Origin of the sequence: Rummeliibacillus sp. TYF005, from assembly GCF_003844195.1 — a bacterium.
In the GTDB taxonomy this organism is placed as follows: domain Bacteria; phylum Bacillota; class Bacilli; order Bacillales_A; family Planococcaceae; genus Rummeliibacillus.
Genome location: NZ_ML122558.1, coordinates 37,949 through 64,048, shown reverse-complemented (window position 1 = coordinate 64,048; position 26,100 = coordinate 37,949). Strand labels below are relative to the sequence as shown.

The following is a 26,100-nucleotide window of genomic DNA, read 5'->3' as shown; positions in this document are numbered from 1 at the left end:
GGTATTAGCTCCGGTTTCCCGAAGTTATCCCAGTCTACAGGGCAGGTTGCCCACGTGTTACTCACCCGTCCGCCGCTAAATCAGAGAAGCAAGCTTCTCGTCATTCGCTCGACTTGCATGTATTAGGCACGCCGCCAGCGTTCGTCCTGAGCCAGGATCAAACTCTCCATAAAAGTAAAGTTTGAAAGCTCATTAGCTTTGCTAGCGTATCATCATATGATGATATCTATTGTTTGTCCTCATTTTTAACAAAAGTTAAAAACAAAGTTTATTGATTAACATCTTGCTTGTTCAGTTTTCAAGGTTCATATCTTGTCGTTGTTTCGACGACTTAAACATCTTATCATTTTAATATCTTATTGTCAATTACTTTTTTGAAAAAGTTTTTTTAAGATAAAAAGATGAGATATTTAATTTTCTTTCATGTCTTAACGACATGTATTAATATACCTCATCTTTATGCATAAATCAATAGTTTTTTTGAAATAATTTTTTGATTTTAGATTCGTCAATTACAAATAGAGTTATACCAACAATGACAATTATACCGCCAAAAACTTGAGTGGCTACTAAATATTCATTGAAAATGAAGTATGCAAGAATCGATGCACCTACTGGTTCAAATAAAATAGCGATTGAAATGACATTTGCTGAAACCCATTTTATAGCCCAATTAAAGAGATTATGTCCAAGTAAGTTTGGCACAATTGCTAATAAAATAAACCAAATCCAATCCATTGTTGGATAAGGACCAAATGATTCCCCTTTAAAAAGAACATAAAAGAATAAAGTAAAGGTACTCGTACTATATACAATGATTGTATAAGTAGTGAGTGAAACCCTTTTTCTAACATCTTGGCCAAATAACATATAGCCAGTTACTAACGCACAAGCTATTAACGCCAACATATCTCCATAAAACGCCAAGCCGCCAACTTTAAAATCTCCCCAACTAATCAACACACTACCTGCTATTGCGATTAATCCTGAGATAATCGTCTTGAACACTATTGGTTCTTTAAAGAAAAAATATGTACCTCCTATGGCGAATAACGGTTGTAAAGTGACAAGGACTGTCGAACTAGCTATAGATGTATAGCGTAAAGATTCAAACCATAATATAAAATGAAAGGCTAAAAACACCCCCGCAATAATTGAAAAAAGCCAATCTCGCTTCTGAATATTTAAAACTTCATTTTTATAATGGGTTAAAAAAGCTGGAGCCATTATGAGCACTGAAAATAACATTCTGTAAAAGGCGATTACACCGGAGTCTGCATCAGCTAGTTTTACTAATATTGCAGATGTTGATACAGAAAACACACCTATTAAAATTGCGATTAACGGGTGAACTTTTGGCTTGTCTATCTAAATCACCCCCAAAAACATATAGCGTTTTTCGCCATTCGAGTTATACAATTAAGAGTATATCCTGCCTATCATTTTAAGCTATAAATATTTTAAAGCAAGATGAATATTGAAAGGAGGAAATAATTAATTGAATTCACTGGTCGAAAATTCACTTACATATGAAACGATTTTAAAACTGATTATTGCAGCTACCTTAAGTTTAGGGATTGGCATTGAAAGAGAATTAAAAAGAAAGCCTGTTGGTTTAAAAACTAGTCTTGTTATCGCCACTTTTAGTTGCCTTTTAACAATAATATCTATAGAATCTGTTTTAAACACAAAACCCGTAACAGGCATTACTATTTCAATGGACCCGCTTCGATTAGCAGCTCAAATTGTTAGCGGAATTGGTTTCCTAGGTGCAGGTGTTATTCTTAGAAAAGGAAACGATAGTATAAGCGGTTTAACAACTGCTGCAATGATATGGGGATCAGCTGCTATAGGAATTGCTGTTGGAGCCGGTTTTTACCTGCAAGCAATTACTGCTGTTGTACTAGTTCTCATTGGCGTAGAAATTATTGCTCCTCTTTTCTTTATAATTGGACCAAAGCGAATACGTACAAAGGATGTCGCTCTCCTTCTCTATTTAAAAGACGCAAACGATATTCAAAGTATATTAAAATATCTAAATAACAATAATATGGAAGTGGATAATATTCGTATAAAGGATGTCCGATTATCAAACAATGAAATACAACACCAAATCAATTTAAAATTTTCAACATTGTCAACAAATCTTGATACCATCTCTTTATACAATGAAATAAAAAAACTTCCTTATACAGAAGAAATAGAAATAGAAATTTTATCTTAAGGGGTTAGACGATGAAAGATATTTGGAAACTTTTAAAGCATGGGAATAAACCTTCCCTACTCGCAGCATTTGTTAATCTATTTTTAGGACTTATAAAAGCGGTTGCTTATTTCTTTACGGGAAATGTCGCAATGTTCGCAGAAATGATGCATTCACTTGGAGATTCAGCAAACCAATTCTTCGTATACATCGGTTCTGCATTATCAAAAAAAGCTCCAACACGTCAGTTTCCAAAAGGTTTTGGCCGTGTAGTGAATTTAGTTTGCTTAGGAGCTGTATTAATAGTTGGGATATTATCTTACGAAACAGTTTTAGAAGGTTGGCATCAAATTCAACATCCAGCTGAATCATCTAAAATGTGGATTAGTTTATTAGTATTAGGAATTGGCATTATCATGGAAGGATCCGTTTTAATGAAAGCATCAAAAGAAATTGCCCATGATGCCGGGATAAAAGTTAATGCCATATCAGCTATTCCAAAAGCATTTACTCATTTAAGTAGTGCAAAACCTGCTACCAAATTAGTATTTATGGAAGATTTAGTGGCTACATCTGGCGGTGTTCTTGCATTCTTAGCCGTAATCATTTCTCATTTTACAGGCTTTTTACAAGCTGAAGGTATTGCATCAATTATAATCGGTATAATGATGTTCTATGTAGTAGGCGTAGTATTTTTAGAAAACGCACGTGGTGTAATTGGCGAAACAGACGAAGAAATGCTTAACCACATCGCTCATTTAGTATTAGATGATCCGAATATCCATGATATAAAAAAATTGGTCGTCCTTAAAGAAGGCGAATTTCTTCATGTCGAATTAATCGCAGAAGTTGAATCTACTTTAAGTTTTGCTTACGTAGACGATATCCGGGATCACCTAGTAGAAATAATACTTTCACAAAAAAATGTTTCAACTGTTCATATCTCATTTGACGAAGATAATGGCATTCAAGAATGGAAACATATAAGTGACAGACCCGAAGAGCTAAATTAAACTTAATCCCTTTTCAAACAATTCTTATGCGAAGAGTATTTTAATAACTCTTCGCATTTTTATTTTCTGTAATTGAATGATTTTTAGATAAATACCACAAAATAGTTATGGAGGTGATTTAATGAACGGTTTACAAAGGATTGCTCTCTTCCTCACTATTATTGGCGCACTTAATTGGGGGCTTATTGGAATATTCCAATTTGATGTTGTTGCAACTCTTTTTAGAGACGGACAGGCTAGCTTTGCAGCACGTGCAATTTATACAATAATAGCTATTGGTGGTCTATTAAGTTTAGGTGCATTATTTATGCCAAACAAAACACACCGCGTTGTAAAAGATAATGTTCGTCCATTAAAAAGTGTATAAAGCATAGCAATGTAGTTTCTCTATCCCTATTCACGGTTAATCGGATTAATAGGTTTTAGAATTCTCCTATTATATCCTCTTTACTTAACGTATTAATAACCATTCAAAAAAGGCCGAAGAACACTTTCTGTTCTCCGGCCCTTTACAATTTTACTATTAGACCCAACCTCTAAATCTTGAGGCTTCTGCAGTTTTGCGAACTCCTACCATATATGCAGCTAGGCGCATATCGATACGACGAGTAGATGCTATATTATAAACATTTTCAAATGCTTCAACCATTTTCTTCTTCAATTTTACGTTAACTTCATCTTCAGACCAATAGTATCCTTGGTTATTTTGTACCCATTCAAAGTAAGATACTGTCACCCCACCAGCACTTGCTAATACATCTGGAACCAACAAAATACCACGATCATTTAGAATTTTAGTTGCTTCAGTTGTAGTTGGACCGTTTGCAGCTTCTACTACAATTTTAGCTTGAATATTATGCGCATTTTCCGCTGTAATTTGATTTTCGATTGCAGCTGGTACAAGAATATCACAGTCTAATTCAAGTAACTCTTGGTTAGAAATTGTATTTTCAAACAAAGTAGACACAGTACCAAAACTATCACGACGGTCTAGTAGGTAGTCAATATCCAGTCCATCTGGATCATATAGAGCACCATATGCATCAGAAATACCAATAACTTTTGCACCCAAATCATTCATAAATTTAGCTAAAAAGCTACCTGCATTTCCAAACCCTTGAATTACAACGCGTGCACCTTTGATATCAATATTACGATGTTTTGCTGCTTCTTCAATAATAATTGTAACCCCTTGTGCTGTCGCACGATCACGGCCTTGCGAACCTCCCAACACAATTGGTTTTCCTGTGATAAAACCAGGTGAATTGAATTCATCAATTCTACTATATTCATCCATCATCCAAGCCATAATTTGAGAGTTCGTAAATACATCAGGAGCAGGAATGTCTTTTGTCGGACCAACAATTTGACTTGTAGCACGAACATAACCCCTACTTAATCGTTCTACTTCTCCCATGGACATTTGACGTGGATCACAAATGACACCGCCTTTACCACCACCATAAGGTAGATCAACGATACCTGCTTTTAAAGTCATCCACATAGATAAAGCTTTTACTTCATCCACAGTAACTTGAGGGTGAAAGCGAACGCCACCTTTAGTAGGACCCACAGCATCATTATGTTGTGCACGATAACCTGTAAATACTTTCACAGAACCATCGTCCATTTTCACTGGGATTCGAACTTCTAACATTCGAAGTGGCTCTTTTAAAAGTTCATACATAGCTTCATCATAACCAAGTTTTTGAAGAGCTTCTTTTATAACAAACTGTGTAGATGTAAACAGGTTTAGATTTTCTGCCATTTGATTTTTTCGCCTCTTTTATTCTTAATTATTGTCGTAAATAGCAATTAGTTTGGCTTCATTGTAACATAGTTCTAAAGCTATGTTGACTATTTATAATTATTTTTTAAATACTTCACGTATTTTATCTAAGGCCCATTCCAACTCTTTTTTTTCAATGACTAATGGTGGAGCAAAGCGAATAACTGTATCGTGAGTTTCTTTACATAACAAGCCATAATCCATTAATTTTTCGCAATATGGACGTGCTTCTGTATTAAGTTCCATCCCTATAAATAAGCCTCGCCCTCTAACTTCCTTAATCACATCATTATCAATTTTCTTTAACTCTTCAACAAAATATTGTCCTAGTTCTAGTGAGCGCTCTGCAAGTTTTTCATCACGCAAAACATTTAATGCAGCAATAGAAACCGCACAGGCCATAGGGTTTCCACCAAATGTTGAACCATGTGATCCCGGATTAAATACACCCAAAATTTCTGCACTTGATACAACACAAGAAATTGGGAATACACCTCCACCTAACGCTTTACCTAAAATGTACATATCAGGATTTACATCTTCCCATTCACATGCAAACATTTTACCAGTTCTACCAAGACCCACTTGAATTTCATCAGCAATAAATAATACATTATGTTCTTTACAAAGCTCATAGGCCGCTTTTAGGTATCCAGCAGGTGGAATAATGATACCCGCTTCCCCTTGAATTGGTTCAACAAGAAAGGCTGCTGTATTTGGTGTAATTGCTGCTCTTAATGCTTCTAAATCGCCAAAGTCGACAAGTTTAATCCCCGGTAGTAGCGGGCCAAAACCACGACGATATTCTGGATCAGACGTTAATGATACCGCTAACATAGTTCTGCCATGGAAGTTCCCATTACATGCGATTATTTCTGCCTTATCCTCTTCTACTCCTTTAATATCATATGCCCAACGACGTGCTGCTTTAAATGCTGTTTCAACAGCTTCTGCTCCGGTATTCATAGGGAGCACCATATCTTTACCAGTAAATTCACTTACTAATTCGTACCACGGACCAAGTTGATCGTTATGAAAAGCTCTAGAAGTTAATGTTACTCGATCTGCTTGCTCCTTTAATGCTTGAATAATTTTCGGATGACGATGGCCTTGGTTAACGGCTGAATAAGCCGCTAACATATCCATATATTTATGACCTTGTGGATCTTTTACCCAAACCCCTTCTGCTTCAGATATAACAATCGGAAGTGGTAAATAGTTTTTGGCACCATACTTATTTGTCTGATCAATAATTTTTTCTGAACTAGTGATTGTCATTTCATATCCCCCCTTATGCAGTGACAAACTATTACATTCATAATCTTCTATATTAAAGCAGGCAAAATAAGAATCTAGTTGCCCGCTAATTAAAATGCTAGTCTATTAAAGTGTTTCCGATACTGATTTAGCCTGCATGTGTAAAGTTAAGAAATCTGGTCCACCTGCTTTTGAGCAAGTCCCCGACATATTGTAACCACCAAATGGTTGATACCCTACAATGGCCCCTGTGCAACCTCTATTAATATAAAGATTTCCAACAAAGAATTCCTCACGTGCTTTCTCAATATGATTACGATTTGTGGAAATTACAGCACCTGTTAAACCGTACTCTGTATTATTTGCAACTTCAATTGCTTCATCGAAATCTTTTACTTTAGAAATGGCTACAATTGGTCCAAAAATCTCCTCTTGCATCAACCTTGCATTAGGTGCAACATCTATCACTACAGTTGGATTGACGAAGTAGCCCACTGAATCATCAGCAGTCCCCCCTGCTACAATACGCCCTTCCTCATTGGCAACTTCAAAGTAGCTCGTTACCTTTTTATATGCAGCCTCATCAATGACTGTTGCCATGAAGTGATTATAATCTGTTGGGTCTCCAACTTTTAATGCATTTGTCAATTCGACTACACGCTCAACAACCTGATCATAAACATCCTCTACAATTACTGCACGGGAACATGCTGAACATTTTTGACCACTAAAGCCAAAAGCAGATTTAACAATAGATTGAGCAGCTAATTCAAGATCTGCCTCTTTATCTACAACAATCGTATCTTTTCCACCCATTTCAGCAATTACTCGTTTTATCCATAGTTGCCCTTTGTTTTGAACAGCTGCACGTTCGTTAATACGAAGACCTACATCGCGCGATCCTGTAAAACTGATAAAACGTGTACGAGGATGGTCTACTAAATAATCCCCCACTTCCGAACCGGAACCTGGTATGTAGTTTACAACCCCCGTCGGTAACCCTGCTTCTTCGAGAATTTTCATAAATTTATACGCAATAATTGGTGTTGTAGATGCCGGTTTCAATAAAACCGTATTTCCCGTTACCAAAGCTGCTACAGTCGTACCAGCCATAATTGCAAAAGGAAAATTCCAAGGTGAAATAACTACGCCTACCCCTAATGGTATATATCTATACTTATTATATTCACCAGGACGACTTTGAACTGGTTTCCCATCTTTAAGTTCCAGCATTTGACGACCATAGTATTCCATAAAATCAATAGCTTCTGCTGTATCTGCGTCTGCTTCAGTCCATGGTTTTCCAGCTTCAATTGTCATCCACGCTGACATTTCATGACGTCGACGTTTCGTAATAGCAGCTGCTTTGAAAAGAATATCTGCACGTACTTCTGGTTCTACTTTACTCCATGTTTTAAATGCCTCATCAGCCACCTTCATGGCTTTTTCAGCAAGCTCCTGGTTTGCTTTCGACACGTTTCCTACAACCTGATTTTTCTTTGCAGGATTATAAGATACAATTTTATCCTCTGTTGTTATGCGTTCCCCACCGATGATTAAAGGATAGTCTTTACCAAGCTCACTTTGTACTTTTTTTAATGCCTCTTGGTACGCTTGTCGATTTTCCTCAACGGAAAAATCAGTTAATGGTTCTGTTGTGTACGGAATCATTTCATATCCTCCTTTGTGAATAAAGGTGCAAAAAATATTTGCATTACTTTGTAGTTTACACTTATAATAATGCAAAATATTATTGCGTTTTTCAAGTGATATTTATCAAAATAATCTAAATTTTTTCAGGTGATAAAATGGATAAAAACAAAGAGGAATTATTGACCTTTTACAAATTTGCTACTGAACATGCATCTGTTGGAATACATGCTATCGATACAATGGGTAAAACCATTATTTACAATAAAAAAATGAAGGACATCGAAGGACTTCATCTAACAGATATTCGAGATCGTTCAATTTTGGAAATTTTCCAATTTGAAAAGGAAGACAGTACTTTACTGAAAGTATTGCAAACAATGAAACCAATTTTCAATATTAAACAAACCTATTGGAATCATAATGGACAAGAGATTACAACGATTAATGACACTTATCCCATAATAAAAGACGATCAACTAATTGGTGCGGTAGAAATAACGCGTGATATTACTACATTAGAAAAACTTTTATACCAACCTCTTAGACGCTATGGAGAACCTATTACATTTAATGTAATCACTGCAGTTTCCGAAGCAATGCAAGAAGTAATCGAAACAGCAAAAAAGGCTGCAACTACTAGACTACCTGTACTACTAATAGGTGAATCCGGTACTGGAAAAGATTTAATCGCAGAGGCTATGCATTACTTTACAACTTCCAATACTGAAAACTTTAAGACATTCTTTTGCCATCGCTCAGATAAAGCTATCATTGAACGATTAAAAGGACAATTGAATGTAAATGACAACAGTACAATCTTTTGTGAAAGAATAGAGTATTTGTCACTTGAACTGCAAAAAGATTGTCTAGCATTACTGGAAGAACATCGACAAAGTTCACATCTTTTTATCGCAAGTATCGGCGGAGATCCAATTGACTTAATAGCCTCTGGAGAATTATTGAAAGAGCTATACTATTTCTTCGCTTCTGTTTCAATAAATGTTCCACCACTTCGCAATCGGAAAGAAGATATACAGCCATTTGTAGATGATTATTTAACACGATATGCACATCGTTTTGGGATAAGATTAGAGGGATTATCAAAGGAAGTTAAGCAATTATTTATGAATTATGAATGGCCAGGAAATTTAAAGGAATTAGAAATTTTACTGGATGATATTATGTCTATGGTGACAAATGAAGAACAAATAACATATGAACTATTACCAATTCATTTTAAATGGAAAATGCAATCATATAAATCTTCTACAAAAAGCCCTGAAGATTTTGTTTTTCAGAGTCATAAGGAACTGTTGCCACTCGATGACTATTTAAGAGAAGCAGAAGAATATTATTTAAATAAAGTTCTTGATAAGTACAATCATAACGTCACAAAGGCTGCAGAAGCACTTGGCATGAGCCGACAAAACTTACAATATCGGATTAGAAAAATAAGAAAGTAAAAACAAAAGCTATTTCGCTCAGATTTGCGAAATAGCTTTTGTTTTTACTTAATACCTGATTCTTCAATCCAATCGCGCAACTTGATTTTCAAAGAATTAAATCCAACAGAATCTTTTTCATCTACACGATCTTGCAGGGATTTTCGAGGTGGTAAATCTTTTCTTTTCATTGGCGGGCGTTCTTGTAAAGCACGAATCGATAAACTTATTTTTTTAGCGTCTTCATCTACTTCAAGCACCTTCACTTGAACTTCATCGCCAATCTTCATAAAATCAGTGATGTTCTTTACAAAACCATACGTAATTTCAGAAATATGCACTAGACCTTGAATGTTCTCATCTAATGCAACAAACGCGCCATATGGCTGGATACCAGTTACTTTTCCAGTAAGGACATCTCCTACTTCGAATTTTTTTACCATTTGCCCTTCCTACTTTCCATTGCTACTATATACGTGTTTTCACGGTAATTATAGCATAGTCCCATACTACGGGCAAAAATTCCAGAATATAAAATATAATGAATAACAGAGATAGCTCTATAAACGATTAGAAAATTTTAAAAATTTAATCAAGCATTCACCTCAACAACAAATCGTTCATAATTAAAATAATAAAAATATTCTAATTTTTGTCACTAGTACTTAATTTTTCTGTTCTAAAACATGATATAATGTACTTCACAATACTACTTATTTTAAAGCGGTGTACCGTGCTTCTTATGTATGAAAATACATTAATCATTAAATTAAAGGGGTGCTTTATTATGATGAAAGAGAATCTTCAGACTCAACTAAAGATGCTACGAAAAGAGCGCAATCTTACTTTAGATGAGTTATCATTAAAAGCTCGTGTAGGGGTAGAAAAACTGGCCCGCTACGAAACAGGCGAAGATATACCTTCAGAACAAACATTATTAAAGCTTTCAAATGCCCTTGAAGTGCCAGTTTCAAATTTAATAGATGGAATTCCAAAAAAGGCAGGTAATCATCACGATATAGTCTAACTATGTATTGATGTTTCTATTAAATTTCATATTACCCTAATATAATATCTCGGCGATAAGCACCTTGGTACGAACTGAAGATGCCTATCGCTTCTTTTATTTAATTTGATAGTTTGATACAGAAATAAAGACAATTCTAAATACGCAAAATATTCTATAAAAATTATTTATATTACAATATGCATTTAGCTTCGAACTTGATAGCTAATAATTTATAAGATATATCTATGCATTTTTCAATAGGTATCCATTGATCAAAAGATTGTTCATATATATTTTGTATGAATTTACCCAATTCTGAAGGATCATCTATATACTGTAACGCTGCTACTACGTCTGCCGCTTCTGTATCATAACTAAAATCAGTTAAATTAAAAGGATTCCAATTTTCTAAAGTGCGTATGGCATTTCTATTCATCTCAATATTTTCCATCGAATTCACCTTATTTGCTTTCCTATTATATTCGTTATGATAACATAATTGAAAAAGATAAAAAAGAAAAGAGGGATTCGATTGAATAATTTTGATCATGTAGAAAATAGATTAAATACAAATTCTATTAAATGGGATAAAATTTCGACTGTTTTCCACCTAGAAGATGCAACTAATGTACTCCCCATGTGGGTTGCGGATATGGACTTTGCCGCTCCACCAGTACTTATTAATGCGCTTAAAAAACGATTAGATCATCCTGTATTTGGCTACTCCTTTGAAAGTAAATCTTGTACAAATGCATTCACTAATTGGATGGAAAAGCGTCATAATCTGCATGTAGAACCAAAATGGGTTTTATATCATGAAGGAGTCGTACCAGCAATTGCTTCCATCATTGAAACCTTTACTATGGAAAGTGATGCTATTCTCGTAACACCACCTATTTACCCTCCTTTCTTCACGGTGCCTAAAAGGTTAAATCGTATTGTAAAAGAATGTCCTTTGCTAGAAAAAGAGGGGGATTATTCTTTTGATTTTGAAAAATTTGAGAAAATCACACAAGAGGCAGATGTAAAACTATTCATCTTATGCCATCCTCACAATCCTGGTGGCATTGAGTGGTCAGAACATACTCTAAAGAAAATAATCCAAATCTGTGTCAAAAATGATGTCCTTATTTTATCTGATGAAATCCATGCAGATTTAATGCTTGATGGTCAAAAACATACCCCCCTTGCAAAAGTTGCAGGAGAATTGCAAAATCACATCATTACTTGTTGCGCTCCTACTAAAACATTTAATATTGCAGGAATTCAGGCTGCTATGATAATTGTTCCAGATCAACAAAAAAGGCTACAATTGAAAAAAAATGCAGCTAAACATGCAAGAATGGGATTGTCAATCTTTGCAGCAACTGCAGTAGAAGCTGTCTATTCAGATGAAGGTGAACAATGGCTAGATCAACTTTTGGAATATATCTCATCGAATATGGATTTAGTCATTCAAAGTTTAACCGCAGCAATTCCAGGCATTAAAATTCAAAAGCCACAAGCGACATATTTATTGTGGATAGACTATCGAAATACTGGTCTAACGGAAGAAGAAGCGATGAATCGATTACTTACAATCGGGAAATTAGCACTTGAGCCCGGCACAAAATATGGTGAACAAGGCAAGGGTTTTTTACGTATGAACGTAGGATGTGCCCGTTCAGTCGTAGAAGATGGAATAAGTCGTTTTATAAAAGCGTTCAAAGCATAGTAGAATGTGACTTTAAAAAATTGTTTAAGCCGAACATCATCTGCTACAAGTAGAGAAAAAACAAAGCCATGAAAATTTTACTGATTGTAAAATCTCATGGCTTTTCATTTTAGTTTTTTAATGTTAATGGAAGAAAATATTCTAAACAGAATTAGATCGATGGAATAGATTCACTTATGAGAAGAATTTTTTTCTTTAAAAATTTTTTCTTCAATTTCTCTTGTTTTTTCTAAATCTCTTTTTGCTTTCTTTCTAAAAAAATTAAAAACAAGGATACATAAAATAAGAATAATTGCCATTTCTAGTACTGCAGGAATATATTCTGCTTTATTGTCCGGAAAGTATAAGAATTCATTTAAAATCCAAAGATTCATAATTCATACGTCTCCTTATTTTTCAATAACTTTAATAGACTCAATAACAACATCTTCCAATGGTTTATCTTGGAAACCTTTTTCAACATTAGCGATTTTATCAACAGTATCCATGCCTTCTACTACTTGACCGAATACAGTGTGTTTTCCGTCTAACCATGGAGTACCACCATGTTCTTTATATGCATTAATCACTTCTTCTGGGAAACCTGCATCTTGCATTTGTCCAATCATATTCGCAGGAACTTCAGACATTTGAACGATAAAGAATTGACTACCATTTGTATTTGGACCAGCGTTTGCCATAGATAGTGCTCCGCGAAGATTCATCAATTCCGGTGCAAATTCATCTTCAAAAGAATGACCATAAATACTTTCACCGCCCATACCAGTACCAGTAGGGTCGCCGCCTTGAATCATGAAATCTTTTATAACACGGTGGAAAATGATTCCTTCATAATAGCCATTTTTTGCATGTGTTAAGAAGTTTTCAACTGTTTTTGGTGCTTGTTCAGGGAATAACTTGATTTTGATGGCACCAAGTGTTGTTTTCATTTCTACTAATACTTCATTTTCGGCTACTTCAGATGATAATTGTGGATACATAATTACATCTCCTTTAAATTTTATATTATTTAATTTAGCTAATTTCATAAATAGATTTTTATTTTAAATACGAATTATTTCAAGTTTCGCTGCAGCCAGCTTCCACAGGCCTGGTATTGATGTAAAATTGCATTATGAAATTAACTTAATTGTATCGAAAAGTAAAGATATATGGTTTCAGAAGGTTATTTAAACAAGATATCCATTCTTTTCATAACTACATCTCGTCCTAGTCTAACATAAACGAAAGCTTTTTTCATTTTCGAGACTTAAGACAGTTATGCTCGTTAAATTGAAATCACCTCATTCGCTGTTAAAAATTCCTTTTTTTCTCACCATCCAAATAAAAATGTGCTATTCTGTTAGTTGATGATGAAATATACATAGAAATGAATGAGGAGGATACTTTTGAGAAAAGTAGTAGGTAGCCTTATTATAATTTGTAGTCTTCCTCTGCTATTTTTTCTTTTTGGAAAAATTTCAACTGAATTACAAACCGCCAAAGCTTTTGAAAAACAATTTACAGCAAACATTCAATTAGATGCTCCTAATGTGTTAGTTCCAACAATTCTTAAGGATCGCAATCGAAAAGTCTTTTCTGAAGAATATACAGAATGGAGAAAACCATTAAAACTTGCCGATATACCTGAATTTGCTCAGAAATTATTTATCTATAGTGAAGATGAAGATTTTTATCAACATATTGGTTTTGACCTGACTGCTATAGCTCGAGCATTTATGGCCAATAATGCAAGCGGAGAATCATCTCAAGGTGGTAGTACAATTACGCAACAACTTGTTCGTATGCGATATCTATCTTCAGAAAAAACATATGAACGTAAAATGCTTGAAATTTTTTATGCTTATGAACTTGAGCGTAAGACTACTAAAGATGAAATTTTGAACATGTATTTAAATGAAATGTATTTTAGTAATGGCACTTATGGTATAAATGGCGCTGCTACTTATTATTTCAACAAACCAGTTGCTCAATTATCTAAAGCACAAATGGCCTTTTTAGCCGCCATTCCTAATAATCCATCACTCTATGATCCATTGAGACATTTCAAATATACGAAAAAAAGACAAGAGCGTTTGATTGATAAACTAGTAGAAAAAAGTGTTTTATCAAAAAATGAAGCTGAGACTATTAAAAAAGAAAAAATTGTTATCAAATTGAAGAAGAAAAAACAACTGTACCCTGCTTATAGCACATATGTAATGAACGAATTCCGTTCACTTGTTGCATCAAAAGAAGGCTATACTAGACAGTTGCAATCTGCAAAAACTTCACAACTAAGAAAAGCTATTAATACAAAACTTACAAAACGAGTTAACACTTTACTAAGTGAAGGTCTTACGATTGAAACAGCATTGTCACCAACTAAACAAGCTATCGATACATCAAATATCGATCGTATTTTGGCAAACAGAGGGAATTTGCAAGCTTCTGCTGTTGTCATTGATAATGAAAAGCGTGAAATTATAAGCATCTATGCTGGTAAAGGCTATAAAAAATATGATTATAACCGATCGTTCCAAGGAGCTCGTCAGCCCGGCTCATCTTTTAAACCACTGATCGACTATGCACCTTATTTTGAAGAAACAAAGGCTACACCCTATACATATGTTAGTGGTGCTCCTTTCTGCAAAGGAACCTATTGTCCTCAAAACTATGGTGGACAAATTCTTGGAAATGTAACAATTCAACAAGGTTTCCGTAACAGTTATAATACGGTTGCTATGCGATTATTTGATACAATCGGCTTAAATAGAGCCTTCTCTTATTTAAAGCCATTCCAATTTGATTCTTTAACAAAACAAGATCGTACTTATGCTGCTGCAATTGGAGGATTAACACATGGTGTTACATCAGCAGAATTAGCTGATGCTTATACTAGTTTTATCGATGGAGATTATTATCCTACACACACGATTCGTAGCGTAAAAGATAGAAACGGTAACGTTCTATATAAATGGGGTAAACATTCTCGACAAGTTTGGTCCCCTAGTACAGTTTCACATATTAGATTTTTAATGTCTGATGTTGTTCAACATGGTACAGGTGTTGGCATTCACGTTAACGCACCATATGTTGGCGCTAAGACAGGAACAACCAATGACTATCGGGACTTTTGGTTAGCAGGATTAACAGATCGTTATACATCTGCTGTTTGGATTGGTTTTGACCGACCGCAAAATATGCAAGGACTTGAAAATGCAAAAATTCATCATCGTATTTTTTCAAGTATCATGAATGATTAATAAATATAAAAAGCTATTCGAACTAATAATTCGAATAGCTTTTTATTGTTATGAAAATGGTAAGCTCGATACAATGCCGTTATACAATTTAAATACGACATAAATGATTAACGTTAAAAAGACAAACCATATGACAATTTCGAATAGCATAACACCTACTGTAGCACCAAAAGTCATATAATTACTTAGTTTATAAATAACATATACAAAGTAAATAAACGTTGTGGCAATAAAAATTATTAGCAAGATCCAAAATGACTGAATGCCAATCGCTGAAGCTAATGCTCCAAAGAAAAAGATGACATTCCCACCACGAGCTTCATGAACAGTTTTTCCCTCTAAATCTTTTGAGAAAAAGAGCATAGCTAGCTCATGAATAGTCTCTCCTATTAATTTTAATGCTGAGAATAACATAAAATAACATAATGCAAAAACTATTAACAAAAAGATACGCATTTGAATTTCAGATAAAAATTCTCGCATTCCTGAATATACGCCGATAGATTTGAACAACACAATAGACTCTGTCACGGTAAATAGGCCAAATGTTAAACTAAACAGAATAATTGTGATGAGCGGCAAATATCCGTAAAGATATGGATTTTTCATTGCTTTGTTTCCTCTTTTTTATGTATTTCATTCCTATACCATAATAGCTAAAAACTAGGCTAACTATCAAGAGCAACTAAGGAATATTTCTAGTAAAATAGCTCATCTCATGACATAATCTCCTCTAAGATAAAAAGCTCTTACCCACTAAGCGAGAGTAGGTAAAAGCTTTTTTATTACCAATAAGGTCTATAAGGTCGGAACGGTCTTCTATAATATGGTGGATAGAATGGCCCTCTATTATAATAATAAGGGGGGTATGGACGAAATGCTGATCCGACTAATCCTCCTAAAAAGCCGCCAAAAAATGGTCCACCAAAACCTCCGAAGCCTCCACCATATGGATAAAATGGATACATTGTCATCCTCCTCTCGCTCTATCCTATGTATGAATAGGCGAGAAAGCTAGGACGTTGCCTATTATTTCAAATCTTCTTGTGCTAGACGTTCAACAAAGGTAGCAAGTGTACGTACCATAACCCCTGTTCCACCTTTTGGTCCCAAGTCGTATTCACTTAAAGCGTCAGAAGTACCTGCAATATCCAAGTGAATCCATGGAGTATCTCCCGCAAATTCTCCGATAAATCCACCACCAAAAATCATATGCCCATCTCTACCTGGGGAATTATTCAAATCAGCTACATCACTTTTGCGTATACGTTTTTTGTCGTTTTCTGTTAATGGTAATTGCCATACAAACTCGCCCGTTTCAATAGATGCCTCTAAGAATGCATCAAAGAATGCTTTGTTATTTGTAAGAGCACCAGTTTTATCGTAACCAAGAGCTGTAATAACTCCACCTGTTAATGTAGCCAAGTCAATTAAATAATTTGCCCCTTGTTGTTTAGCATAAGCAACAGCATCCGCAAGGACTAAGCGTCCTTCTGCATCAGTATTTAAGATTTCAACTGTTTTTCCACTAAATGTTGTGATCACATCATCAGGTTTAAATGCATCACCAGAAATCATATTATCCGTTGATCCTATTACACCAATTACATTTTTGTTTGGTCGTAATTCACCAATGATACGCATTGCACCTAAAACTGCAGCTGCTCCACCCATATCACCTTTCATACCTACTAAACCAGCTTTAGATTTGATGGAATAACCTCCAGTATCAAAGGTAACTCCTTTCCCAACAAATCCTATAACATCTTCCCATTTTTCTGTAGCTTTATATTTGAGCGTAATCATACGTGGCTCTTCTTTAGAACCCTTATTGACAGCAAGAATAGCACCCATTCCAAGTTCTTCAAGCTGTGCTTTATCCAAAATTTCAACTTCAAAGCCGTATTGCTCTGCAAGTTCAACAGCATAGTCAGCTAATTTAGCAGAAGTAAGCATATTTCCAGGTTTATTGATCAATGTACGAGCTTCGTTTACTGCAGATGCATAAATTTCTCCAACTTCAAAACCTGCTACAATTTCATCGATATCCTTGTCAGTGATGAAAGATACATTTTCTAAAGCAACATCTACAGCATTGGATGTTGTTTTGTAATTTTCTACTTTATAAGAACCCATTAGAATACCTTCTGCTGCCATAATCACTGCATCAGAAGCTGGGATTTCATCTGTCTCGAAGGAATCCACCCAGATATTCATAGAGCTTACTTTCAATTTACTTAGTGCTTTCCCTACATGTCCAAATGCTTCACGTAATACTTCAGGTGTTAATGTTTTGCGATTTCCTAAACCAACGAAAATAAAACGTTTTACTTTGGTGTTTGATGTAAATACCGGAATCTTGGTAATCGCCTTTTCACTTGTTTGAATGTCACCATCTTTAATCCATTGTTCAATTGGTTGACCAAAGAATTCAACAAATTTATCCCAATTAGATATGTTGTTTTGATTTTTAGATACACCAACAATTAATACTTCTGCATCAGCAGATTCAAAACTTTTGACACTTTTATCGATAAGCATTTTTTTACCTCTTTCCCGTATTATTATTTATATTATACCAAACTAATTCGGCATTCGAAATATTTGTTATTAGAAAATTCAACGATTTCTTAAAATAGATTTGAACAGTTTCCTCTCAATCCTAATCATTATCATCTATTCTTTGAAATATAATTCGTTTTTCTCTCCAGGGTAACTCAGTTCACTAAAACTTTGCTACCTTCAAAAATGATTACAAATTATTTAAAAGATGAACCATCATTTCCTCTATGCTATATTAAATGCAAGTAACAGTTCTGATAGTAAATACAATTGCTTAATCGTTTTAAAAGTAAAAGCTGAAAGGTGCTGATATTATGGAACTTCTACACAACACCCCTTTGCTAGCTGCACTATTCGGTATTTTAATTGCACAGTTTGTGAAAATCCCAATTCATTTTATCGCTACTAAAGAAATGGATTGGGGACTCTTTACCTCAACAGGTGGTATGCCAAGCTCTCATTCAGCAGCCGTATCTGCGCTAACAACAAGCATTGGCTTTGAGTATGGACTTTCGTCTCCACTGTTTGCTATATGTGTTATTTTTTCTGTTATTGTCATGTTTGATGCAACAGGTATTCGTTACCAAGCAGGTCAGCAAGCCGTTGTGATCAATCAAATGCGTAAAGACTTTCAAACGTTTATCATAAAATCTAAGGAATCCCCTGATAAAAACCCCGTTCAAAAGATTGAAGATTTAAAAACTTTACTTGGTCATCGTCCAATCGAATTTTTTTTTGGTTGCTTAACTGGTATACTAATTTCCATCATCATATATACAGTTTGAAACTCTATTCCCTACTCATAAGAAAAAAGCAGTGAGCCAAATAAATGCCCACTGCTTTATGTTAAAACATTTGATAACCCATTCTACGTAAAATTTTCATTACAACACCAGAAATAATCGCTCCCACTAGACCGCTAGCAAGAATAAGTATATCTGCAGGTTGCAATGAAATTAGTTTATGTCCTAAAGCTGAAAATGCTGTACCAGCTTTAAAGAAATAATCTAAGAAACTAACATCATCCACAATGAAAATTACGACGATTGGATATAGAATAGCCATAAACCAAGTTGATCGAAGTAACATATTTAATAAGAATCCAATTCCAAAGAACATAACTAAGAAAATTAGCATGGATAGGATTAATTGGATAATAGAAAATCCACCTGTCATATGTTTGAAACCTCCATATTCTCTCACATTAGTGTAACTGATTGAGACAAGGCTTTCAATGACTAGGTATGTTTTTCTATGACTTTGTCAAAAATCTGTAAATTAGAAGAATAGTTTGTAGTCAGTATATCCAAATACATTTTCTCTATCTATTCCTTCCATCGTAGCAGGTAAAGCTCTTAGTGGAAAATCTACTATCTGCATTAACATAAGTGACGTACGTTTATCATTCTTTAAAGCTTGTGGTGTCATCCAACAAGCTTCGTATAATTCATCTAATTGCACTTTAATCTGTTGCTCTTGTGTATTAGCAGTTAGATAAAACACAGCCATCGTATCACTTATATCATTATGAATAACACCTGTTCGTAATCCTACTAACCCTTGCATCGATGCCTTGATGCCCGTTTCCTCTTGTAATTCACGATGGCAGGCTTGATCGATTGTTTCGCCTGGTTTTACAAACCCTGCTGGTAATGACCACATTCCATCTAATCCGCCATAGCGCTTCATCACAACAAGCCATTCACCATTTTCATTTTCAACTAATCCAGCTACACCAAGCCAGACTCGTGAGCGATCTTTACTGTTCATATACATCACCTCTTACCAGTTCATCCTTCAACAAAGTAAGAAAGTTAAAGAATCTACGTCAATTTTAAGGATTGACCTGCTTTCTTAACTTGCTCATTTAACCTTTCCAACGTCATCCTATCCGACGAAAATATAAACCATACAATTATTTAAAGGGATTCAATTTCCCCTTTTTTAAAACTAAACCTAAACCGCCTATTAAATATAATGCACGATTATCAATTACTTTTTTCATAATATAAGCAGTTTTACCCGTAATTTCTTTGCCAAATGCATTGCTAATTGCATCGCTACCACCTAGTGAACATACAGTTCCTTTTAAATCTGGTATAAATGGTTTTGTTTCTTTGCCTTTAACTAAAGCCACTAGATTTCTTGCGACTGTATTGGCTTGTTGCACTGCAATTTGAGCAGTTGGCGGATATGGGCGTTCTGTCTCTCTATTGACCAAAAATGCACAATCCCCAACCATAAATATGTGTTGATAACCTGGTACACTTAAATCTTCTTCAACCGCGACTCGAGCACGCCTTGAAGGTAAGTCTGATTCTTCTACAACCCTTGGTCCTCTTACGCCAGCTGCCCATACAACAGTACCCGCCTTGATGAAATCAAATTGGTTGGGGCCTTTCTTAATCTTGACTCCCTCTTTTGTCGCTTGTACAACAGGTGTACCCACTGAAAATTCAATGCCTTTATCTGTTAGTACATCTACCGCGTAATTTACAAGTGTTTCTGAAAACATTGGCAATATCGAAGGAGCTGCTTCCACACATATAATACGGACTTTTTCTCTTGGAACATCGTATTCTCTACATAATTCTGGTACTTTATTTGCTAGTTCACCTATAAATTCGATCCCGGTAAAACCGGCGCCACCAACAACAATCGTCAATAAAGCATCATCTTTTTCAAATAATTCTTGAGATGCCCATTCCGCAAATTGTGTATGAATATGATCCCGAATTTTACGAGCATCATTAACATTTGTTATACCAAAAGTATATTTGTCCAATCCATCGATTCCAAACGTTTCTCCTTCAAAGCCAAGTGCTACTACTAAATAATCATAATATAATTCACCTTGATTGGTTTGAACACTTTTATAATGGATATCAATTTTTTCTACAGTTGCTTGTTTGAATATTATTTTTTTATGTAAAACGTCTTTTATTTCATAACGTACTTGTTCCGGTTTTAAATTCCCGGCAGATGCTTCATGTAACCATGTAGTTTCATAATGATAGGAATTTTTATTGACAAGCGTAATTTCTGCATCCCTAGATCGAAGTCTTTTCTGCAAATTTATAGCCGTCATTAAACCTCCGTACCCAGCACCCAATATCAAAATTTTTGGCTTAATCACAAAAAATCAAAACCACCTTTTAATTTTTAATAGGCAGAATATATTTTAAACCTATAGTATTATGTATGTTTTTTCTCCATCGCCTATGAAATAATCTATAAATCAACAAAATTATCTATTTATATACTATCTTTTTTATCGCTTTAGTTCAAATTAATCTTTGAATACATTAATTTTCAAAGAAAAAACCCCTTTGAAAAAGTCAGATTTTAAAATTGACTTTACAAAGGGGCTTACATTTCTTTGTCACCTAGTTTTTTTAAATTAACATTCTTCCGGTGTACCAGCATTCTTCGCTGTTCTAAAAGAACTTCCACAACCGCATGAGGCAATTGCATTCGGATTGTCAATCGTGAAGCCACCGCCCATTAGGGACTGTTTAAAATCTATTTTTGTTCCTTTAAGAATTGGAGCATCTTCTTTTGAAACAATAATTTGTAAACCATGTTCTTCAAATTGCTCATCATTCTCTTTTTTTTCTTGTTCAAAACCCATTGCATATGAAAGACCGCTACAACCGCCACCTTTTACGGCAACACGCAAATAAGCGCCTTCTTCTCCATTATTACGCATCATTTCTGTTATATGAAATGCTGCTGCTTCTGTAATATCAACAACTTGTGTCATCCGAGTCACCTCTTTCCTATATTCATCATATCAAATTTATCAATGCTGAGTAAAATAACAAACGCTCACAAAAATATCGAATTTATCATTAAATTAATATGATATAATTTACCTACAATTATTGTAGTAAATGGAGCTGTTATAATGGAAATTACCCCCTACTATGAAAAGCAACTAGAATGTATTCATTGTAAAAAGAAATTTAAGTCAACGAAAACAAGGGCAAACTTTGTCAAAGTAAAAGAAACTGAAAGTGATTTCCATCCTATTTATGAAAATGATATAAATCCTTTGTTTTATAATGTATTTGTTTGTGAACATTGTGGTTTTTCATTTACAGAAGATTTTTCAAAATACTTTGCTCCAGGATTAAAGGAAATAATAGATGAAAAAATATCTTCACATTGGAAAGCACATAATTTTTCAGGTGAAAGAACTATAGAAGATGCCTTACAAGCTTACCAACTTGGACTTGTATGTGGAAGTTTAAAAAAGGAAAAACATATTACGTTAGCTGGTCTAGCACTCCGCACTGCCTGGTTATATCGCTCCATCAAAAACGAAGTACAAGAAAAGCGATTTATGGAAATTTCACGAGATCAATATATTGAATCATTTTCCACAGAAGATTATACAGGAACTTCAATGACTGAAATTCGAGTAATCTATTTAATCGCTGAATTATCTCGTAGAATTGATGATCGTGATAAAGCAATACGTTACTTCTCAAAAGTAATAGAAATGCAACGAAATTCAAATGAAGTGAAAATTATTGAAATGGCAAAAGATCAGTGGCAACAAATGCGAGAAGAAAATGTTAACCAGTAGACCACTATTAAATAGAAATTTATTAGCTTCATTTTTTTCAATCGCAAAAAAAGGTCGGCCTTAAAATTGCTTATTTAGCAACTATAGGTCAACCCTTTTCTATAGATTAAAAGACTTGTTCTACTTCTACTACTCCAGGTACTTCTTCTAAAAGTGCACGTTCAATACCAGCTTTTAGAGTGATTGTTGAACTTGGGCAGCTACCACATGCACCTAGTAAACGTAGTTTAACAACACCATCTTCAACATCTACTAAATCGCAATCTCCTCCATCACGAAGAAGGAATGGGCGTAATTTATCTAATACTTCTTGTACTTGTTCTTTCATATCTGAAACATGTTCTGTCATAACTATCGACTCCTTTCCTTAAAATCATTATAATGTGTATAAGATAAAAAATCCATTATTGAAATGCGAGGTTAATTGATCATGACCAATAATTCAATTTCAATTGAGATATTTGGAGCTAGTGTACAGTGTGCAAGCTGTGTAAATGCGCCATCTTCAAAAGATACATTCGAGTGGTTAAAAGCTGCAATTGATCGTAAATATCCCAATAACCCTTATAATATTAGTTATATCGATATTAAGCAGCCAATTGAGAATGACCGGCATGCAAAATGGGCACAACGAGTAATGGATGATGAATTCTTTTATCCACTAGTACTTATTAATAACGAAGTAATTGGAGAAGGTTATATTCAACTAAAACCAATTTATCAAGAACTCGAAAAATTAGGCTTCCTACCAGCGTAAACTGGGGAAGCCTTTTTTATTTTTTTAAATAGCGATTTATATTCGTACTGATTCAATTTGAAGACTTTGAAGAATTTCTTTTTTCATATGAGCTAACCGCTCACTCCCACGGTCGCGCGGAAATGGTTCATTAATGACAAATTCACGTTCTACTTCACCAGGTTTTCCTGATAAAACTATGATTCGATTACATAAATATAATGCCTCCTCAATATCATGAGTAACAATAATAGATGTCACTTTTTCTGCACGCCATATATCAAGCATTAAATCTTGAAGTTGCATTTTTGTGAAGGCATCAAGAGCACTAAACGGTTCGTCCATTAATAATAATCCTGGTTTTGCTACAATAGCACGCGCTATCGATACACGTTGTGCCATCCCTCCAGATAATTCTTTTATATATAAATTTTCTGCACCTTCAAGTCCAACTTGTTTTAAAAGTTTTCTTGCAAACTTATTATTGGTTTCTTCATTGCCTTTTAACGTAAAAGTTACATTTTCCAAAACAGTTAACCAAGGAAATAATCTAGCTTCTTGAAAAACTACACCTACTTTAGGGTGTGGTCCATCTATACTTTCACCTGAAATCAAGACTTCTCCCGTATAGCCATTGTCTAACCCTGCAATTGCACGTAATATTGTACTTTTCCCTGAACCGCTCTTTCCTAATAATCCAATGGTTTCCCCTTCTCGAGCATCAAAGGATACGTTTTTTAAGCCATTTTGGTTATCAAAAATACGGGTTAATTGATTTACTTCCAATACCATTTGTTAACCTCCTATCATACTGTTGTCTCGCCATTTCAACATACGATTCTCAACAAGTTTAATAAGCCAATCTGTTAACTTTCCAACAAAAGCAAACAGAATTATGCTACCAATGATTAAATCAGGTGAAGATGAATTTTGACCAATCACCAAGAGATATCCTAATCCTTGGCTTGCCCCCATAAGCTCAGCGGCCACAACAAACATCCACCCTAAGCCTAAACCACTACGAACACCTGTAAAGAAAGAAGGCAAACTCGCTGGAAAAATAATACGCCTTACTAACTCAAAATGGCTAAACCCTGCAACTTTTCCAACCTCTATTAGTTTACGATCCACATTTAAAATGCCACTTACAACATTTAAGTACACTGGAAAGAACACCCCAACAGCTATTAAGCTGATTTTTGAAGGTTCACCAATGCCCATCCAAAGGATAAACAATGGTACCCAAGCTAGTGATGGAATCGATTTAAATGCTTGAATCATTGGATCAAAAATACGCTCTGCTTTATTGTAAAAACCAACAATCGAACCCAATAATACGGCTAAGAAAGTTCCAATTAATGAACCAACCAGTACGCGATAGACTGTTATTCCTAAATGTCCCCAAAGCGTCCCGTCTAATGCTAAACCTTGGATTGTATAAATCACAGCTAATGGAGATGGTAGCTGATATGAAGATAATATTCCTGTGTCTGTTACAAAAATCCATAGAGCTAAAAGAAGCAATGGAAGAAATAAACTAAGGACTATCTTTGAAGCCTTAGCTCTTTTTATTTTATTTATAGACGGCTCTTTCCCATATTCTATGGATGATGGAAACTCTGCAATTTTCTTCGCCATACAAACCCTCTCTTTACTTAATAATTTTTTTTGCAAAAGATGGTTCAACAAGATTATTTGTTGTTTTTTCTACATCTACATTTGATTTGATAACTTTTGCTTTCTGTAATACTTCTCCAGCAGCATTTAAAGCCGTCACTTGTTGCTCACCAGGAATTGGTTGATCAAAATTTGTACGTTCAAGTTGAATTTTTGCAGTATTCAAATCTATTTTTGCTTCCTTTGAAATGATTTCTGCAGCCTCATCAGGATGAGTTATAATCCATTTACGTGCTTTCTCATAGGATTTAATGACTTTTTCGACTGCTTCAGGATATGCCTTTTCAAAATCTTCTCTTACATTCAAAAAATTATAGGTATTAAACTCGCTATTACGATAGAATAATTTTGCATTTGCTTCTTGCTCTGCTGTTGCCATAATCGGATCAAGACCTGCCCATGCTGCTACATCACCTTTAACTAATGCTTGATAACCGTCATTATGTTGTAAATTTACAAATTTAATATCCTTTTCACTTAACCCTTCTTCATTTAATGCACGAAGTAAGAAAATATAAGGGTCCGTTCCATATGTAGCAGCTACTTTTTTTCCTTTTAAATCGTTAATAGACTTAATAGAATTATCTAATGATACTAAAGCGGTCCATTCTGGTTGAGATAATACATAGACATTCTGTATAGGAACTTCCTTAGATTTTGTGATTAAACTTGCTGCCCCTGCCGCTGAGCCAAAATCGATACTGTTACTTGTTAAAAATTCTAAAGCCTTATTACTTCCTTGACTTAATGTCCATTCTACCTTCACATCATCTTTTTTAAATTCTTCCTCTAACCAACCAAATTTCTTCAGAACTAAACTTGTAGGGGAATAATATGCATAATCTAATCGAACTGTTTTTAATACATCATTTCCAGATGCTTTACTATTGCCACATGCTTGTAACACACCTATTACGAGCAATAATGAGAATATTAACATGAACAAAGCGGATTTCTTCATCCTTCTACCTCCTTTAGTTGAAAACAACTTTCATATAAAATTTTAACTTTTCTAAATTTTTAATATAGTCATAATATTATTATTATAATTCCTATTTGTCAACTATGTTTTATATGTATGTGATCTATTCTCTAAATTTAATTCACTTTTTTATAAATAAAAAAGCACTATCATTTGAAATGCACCTCCAATTGTTAGTTCGGTTCTTTAAAAGTAGAGGCTCATTTTAGATAGTACTTATTGTTTCT

Annotated in this window: 28 protein-coding genes, 1 rRNA gene and 1 pseudogene; 10 read left to right on the top strand and 20 right to left on the bottom strand. The window is 34.6% G+C overall.

Going from position 1 to position 26,100, the window contains the following annotated elements:
- A 16S ribosomal RNA gene (locus CW357_RS10240) occupies positions 1-173 on the bottom strand; the annotation flags it as partial.
- Between the two features lie 295 nt (positions 174-468).
- Positions 469-1,368: a DMT family transporter gene (locus CW357_RS10235; protein ID WP_119416892.1), complete on the bottom strand. Its 900-nt coding sequence runs from the start codon at positions 1,366-1,368 to the stop codon at positions 469-471.
- Between the two features lie 130 nt (positions 1,369-1,498).
- Here CW357_RS10235 and CW357_RS10230 point away from each other — a divergent pair, with 130 nt between their 5' ends.
- The 3 genes from CW357_RS10230 to CW357_RS10220 all read left to right on the top strand — a co-directional run bounded on the left by CW357_RS10230 (position 1,499) and on the right by CW357_RS10220 (position 3,583).
- Positions 1,499-2,224, top strand: coding sequence for an MgtC/SapB family protein (locus CW357_RS10230; RefSeq protein WP_119416891.1), 726 nt, complete (start codon positions 1,499-1,501; stop codon positions 2,222-2,224).
- Between the two features lie 11 nt (positions 2,225-2,235).
- Entirely contained in the window at positions 2,236-3,216 is a 981-nt protein-coding gene (locus tag CW357_RS10225) for a cation diffusion facilitator family transporter (protein WP_119416890.1), read from the top strand.
- A gap of 121 nt (positions 3,217-3,337) precedes the next feature.
- Entirely contained in the window at positions 3,338-3,583 is a 246-nt protein-coding gene (locus CW357_RS10220) for a DUF378 domain-containing protein (protein ID WP_119416889.1), read from the top strand.
- Positions 3,584-3,739: 156 nt separating this feature from the next.
- Here CW357_RS10220 and CW357_RS10215 read toward each other — a convergent pair whose 3' ends face one another.
- From CW357_RS10215 to pruA, 3 genes are all read right to left on the bottom strand, one after another.
- Positions 3,740-4,984 carry a Glu/Leu/Phe/Val family dehydrogenase gene (locus tag CW357_RS10215; protein ID WP_119416888.1) on the bottom strand — a complete coding sequence of 415 codons (1,245 nt, stop codon included), beginning with the start codon at positions 4,982-4,984 and terminating at the stop codon, positions 3,740-3,742.
- A 99-nt stretch (positions 4,985-5,083) separates the two neighbouring features.
- Positions 5,084-6,283: an ornithine--oxo-acid transaminase gene (locus CW357_RS10210; protein ID WP_199670768.1), complete on the bottom strand. Its 1,200-nt coding sequence runs from the start codon at positions 6,281-6,283 to the stop codon at positions 5,084-5,086.
- Between the two features lie 105 nt (positions 6,284-6,388).
- Entirely contained in the window at positions 6,389-7,933 is a 1,545-nt protein-coding gene (pruA, locus tag CW357_RS10205; protein WP_119416887.1) for an L-glutamate gamma-semialdehyde dehydrogenase, read from the bottom strand.
- A gap of 137 nt (positions 7,934-8,070) precedes the next feature.
- Here pruA and CW357_RS10200 point away from each other — a divergent pair, with 137 nt between their 5' ends.
- The gene (locus tag CW357_RS10200) at positions 8,071-9,378 is read left to right on the top strand and encodes an AAA-type ATPase lid domain-containing protein (RefSeq protein WP_124217960.1); all 1,308 of its coding nucleotides are present in this window, start codon (positions 8,071-8,073) and stop codon (positions 9,376-9,378) included.
- A gap of 44 nt (positions 9,379-9,422) precedes the next feature.
- On the opposite strand, the gene yugI is transcribed toward CW357_RS10200, so the two are convergent.
- Positions 9,423-9,800 (bottom strand): S1 domain-containing post-transcriptional regulator GSP13, encoded by a 378-nt coding sequence (yugI, locus tag CW357_RS10195; protein ID WP_119416885.1) that lies wholly within the window; start codon positions 9,798-9,800, stop codon positions 9,423-9,425.
- A gap of 344 nt (positions 9,801-10,144) precedes the next feature.
- Here yugI and CW357_RS10190 point away from each other — a divergent pair, with 344 nt between their 5' ends.
- A complete protein-coding gene (locus CW357_RS10190) occupies positions 10,145-10,384 on the top strand; it encodes a helix-turn-helix domain-containing protein (RefSeq protein WP_367269470.1) in 240 nt (79 codons plus the stop codon).
- Between the two features lie 172 nt (positions 10,385-10,556).
- Here the strand turns inward: CW357_RS10190 and CW357_RS10185 are convergent, their stop codons facing one another.
- Positions 10,557-10,817, bottom strand: a complete 261-nt coding sequence (locus CW357_RS10185) for a DUF1871 family protein (RefSeq protein ID WP_119416884.1) — start codon at positions 10,815-10,817, stop codon at positions 10,557-10,559.
- An 81-nt stretch (positions 10,818-10,898) separates the two neighbouring features.
- On the opposite strand from CW357_RS10185, the gene CW357_RS10180 reads away from it, so the two are divergent.
- Positions 10,899-12,080, top strand: a complete 1,182-nt coding sequence (locus CW357_RS10180) for a MalY/PatB family protein (protein WP_124217959.1) — start codon at positions 10,899-10,901, stop codon at positions 12,078-12,080.
- A gap of 170 nt (positions 12,081-12,250) precedes the next feature.
- On the opposite strand, the gene CW357_RS10175 is transcribed toward CW357_RS10180, so the two are convergent.
- Positions 12,251-12,454, bottom strand: a complete 204-nt coding sequence (locus tag CW357_RS10175) for a hypothetical protein (RefSeq protein WP_124217958.1) — start codon at positions 12,452-12,454, stop codon at positions 12,251-12,253.
- Between the two features lie 15 nt (positions 12,455-12,469).
- Positions 12,470-13,060 (bottom strand): peptidylprolyl isomerase, encoded by a 591-nt coding sequence (locus tag CW357_RS10170; RefSeq protein ID WP_119416881.1) that lies wholly within the window; start codon positions 13,058-13,060, stop codon positions 12,470-12,472.
- A 408-nt stretch (positions 13,061-13,468) separates the two neighbouring features.
- Between CW357_RS10170 and CW357_RS10165 the strand changes: the two genes are divergently transcribed.
- Positions 13,469-15,325 (top strand): transglycosylase domain-containing protein, encoded by a 1,857-nt coding sequence (locus CW357_RS10165; RefSeq protein ID WP_124217957.1) that lies wholly within the window; start codon positions 13,469-13,471, stop codon positions 15,323-15,325.
- A gap of 48 nt (positions 15,326-15,373) precedes the next feature.
- On the opposite strand, the gene CW357_RS10160 is transcribed toward CW357_RS10165, so the two are convergent.
- The 3 genes from CW357_RS10160 to CW357_RS10150 all read right to left on the bottom strand — a co-directional run bounded on the left by CW357_RS10160 (position 15,374) and on the right by CW357_RS10150 (position 17,866).
- Entirely contained in the window at positions 15,374-15,934 is a 561-nt protein-coding gene (locus tag CW357_RS10160; protein WP_124217956.1) for a DUF5366 family protein, read from the bottom strand.
- 176 nt (positions 15,935-16,110) lie between these two features.
- Positions 16,111-16,293 (bottom strand): hypothetical protein, encoded by a 183-nt coding sequence (locus CW357_RS10155; protein ID WP_369973817.1) that lies wholly within the window; start codon positions 16,291-16,293, stop codon positions 16,111-16,113.
- Positions 16,294-16,354: 61 nt separating this feature from the next.
- A complete protein-coding gene (locus tag CW357_RS10150; RefSeq protein WP_119416877.1) occupies positions 16,355-17,866 on the bottom strand; it encodes a leucyl aminopeptidase in 1,512 nt (503 codons plus the stop codon).
- Positions 17,867-18,201: 335 nt separating this feature from the next.
- On the opposite strand from CW357_RS10150, the gene CW357_RS10145 reads away from it, so the two are divergent.
- A complete protein-coding gene (locus tag CW357_RS10145) occupies positions 18,202-18,672 on the top strand; it encodes a divergent PAP2 family protein (protein WP_124217955.1) in 471 nt (156 codons plus the stop codon).
- Positions 18,673-18,733: 61 nt separating this feature from the next.
- Here CW357_RS10145 and CW357_RS10140 read toward each other — a convergent pair whose 3' ends face one another.
- The 4 genes from CW357_RS10140 to CW357_RS10125 form a co-directional block, all read right to left on the bottom strand.
- Positions 18,734-19,063 (bottom strand): YuiB family protein, encoded by a 330-nt coding sequence (locus tag CW357_RS10140; RefSeq protein ID WP_124217954.1) that lies wholly within the window; start codon positions 19,061-19,063, stop codon positions 18,734-18,736.
- Positions 19,064-19,165: 102 nt separating this feature from the next.
- Complete coding sequence (locus CW357_RS10135) at positions 19,166-19,657, bottom strand: NUDIX domain-containing protein (protein WP_119416874.1); 492 nt, start codon at positions 19,655-19,657, stop codon at positions 19,166-19,168.
- Positions 19,658-19,802: 145 nt separating this feature from the next.
- Positions 19,803-21,023, bottom strand: a complete 1,221-nt coding sequence (locus tag CW357_RS10130) for an NAD(P)/FAD-dependent oxidoreductase (protein ID WP_124217953.1) — start codon at positions 21,021-21,023, stop codon at positions 19,803-19,805.
- A 264-nt stretch (positions 21,024-21,287) separates the two neighbouring features.
- The gene (locus CW357_RS10125; protein WP_119417430.1) at positions 21,288-21,650 is read right to left on the bottom strand and encodes a HesB/IscA family protein; all 363 of its coding nucleotides are present in this window, start codon (positions 21,648-21,650) and stop codon (positions 21,288-21,290) included.
- Positions 21,651-21,794: 144 nt separating this feature from the next.
- Here CW357_RS10125 and CW357_RS10120 point away from each other — a divergent pair, with 144 nt between their 5' ends.
- Positions 21,795-22,478 (top strand): DUF2225 domain-containing protein, encoded by a 684-nt coding sequence (locus CW357_RS10120; RefSeq protein WP_119417429.1) that lies wholly within the window; start codon positions 21,795-21,797, stop codon positions 22,476-22,478.
- A gap of 106 nt (positions 22,479-22,584) precedes the next feature.
- Here CW357_RS10120 and CW357_RS10115 read toward each other — a convergent pair.
- Positions 22,585-22,883, bottom strand: a pseudogene (locus tag CW357_RS10115) (NifU family protein).
- Positions 22,884-22,908: 25 nt separating this feature from the next.
- Between CW357_RS10115 and CW357_RS10110 the strand changes: the two are divergent.
- Complete coding sequence (locus CW357_RS10110) at positions 22,909-23,235, top strand: YuzD family protein (protein WP_124217952.1); 327 nt, start codon at positions 22,909-22,911, stop codon at positions 23,233-23,235.
- A 36-nt stretch (positions 23,236-23,271) separates the two neighbouring features.
- On the opposite strand, the gene CW357_RS10105 is transcribed toward CW357_RS10110, so the two are convergent.
- From CW357_RS10105 to CW357_RS10095, 3 genes are read right to left on the bottom strand one after another with little or no spacing between them, the layout of a single operon-like run.
- Entirely contained in the window at positions 23,272-24,006 is a 735-nt protein-coding gene (locus CW357_RS10105) for an ABC transporter ATP-binding protein (protein ID WP_124217951.1), read from the bottom strand.
- Between the two features lie 3 nt (positions 24,007-24,009).
- Positions 24,010-24,852, bottom strand: a complete 843-nt coding sequence (locus CW357_RS10100; protein WP_124217950.1) for an ABC transporter permease — start codon at positions 24,850-24,852, stop codon at positions 24,010-24,012.
- Between the two features lie 13 nt (positions 24,853-24,865).
- Positions 24,866-25,852: an aliphatic sulfonate ABC transporter substrate-binding protein gene (locus tag CW357_RS10095; protein ID WP_119417413.1), complete on the bottom strand. Its 987-nt coding sequence runs from the start codon at positions 25,850-25,852 to the stop codon at positions 24,866-24,868.
- Positions 25,853-26,100 lie beyond the last annotated feature (248 nt).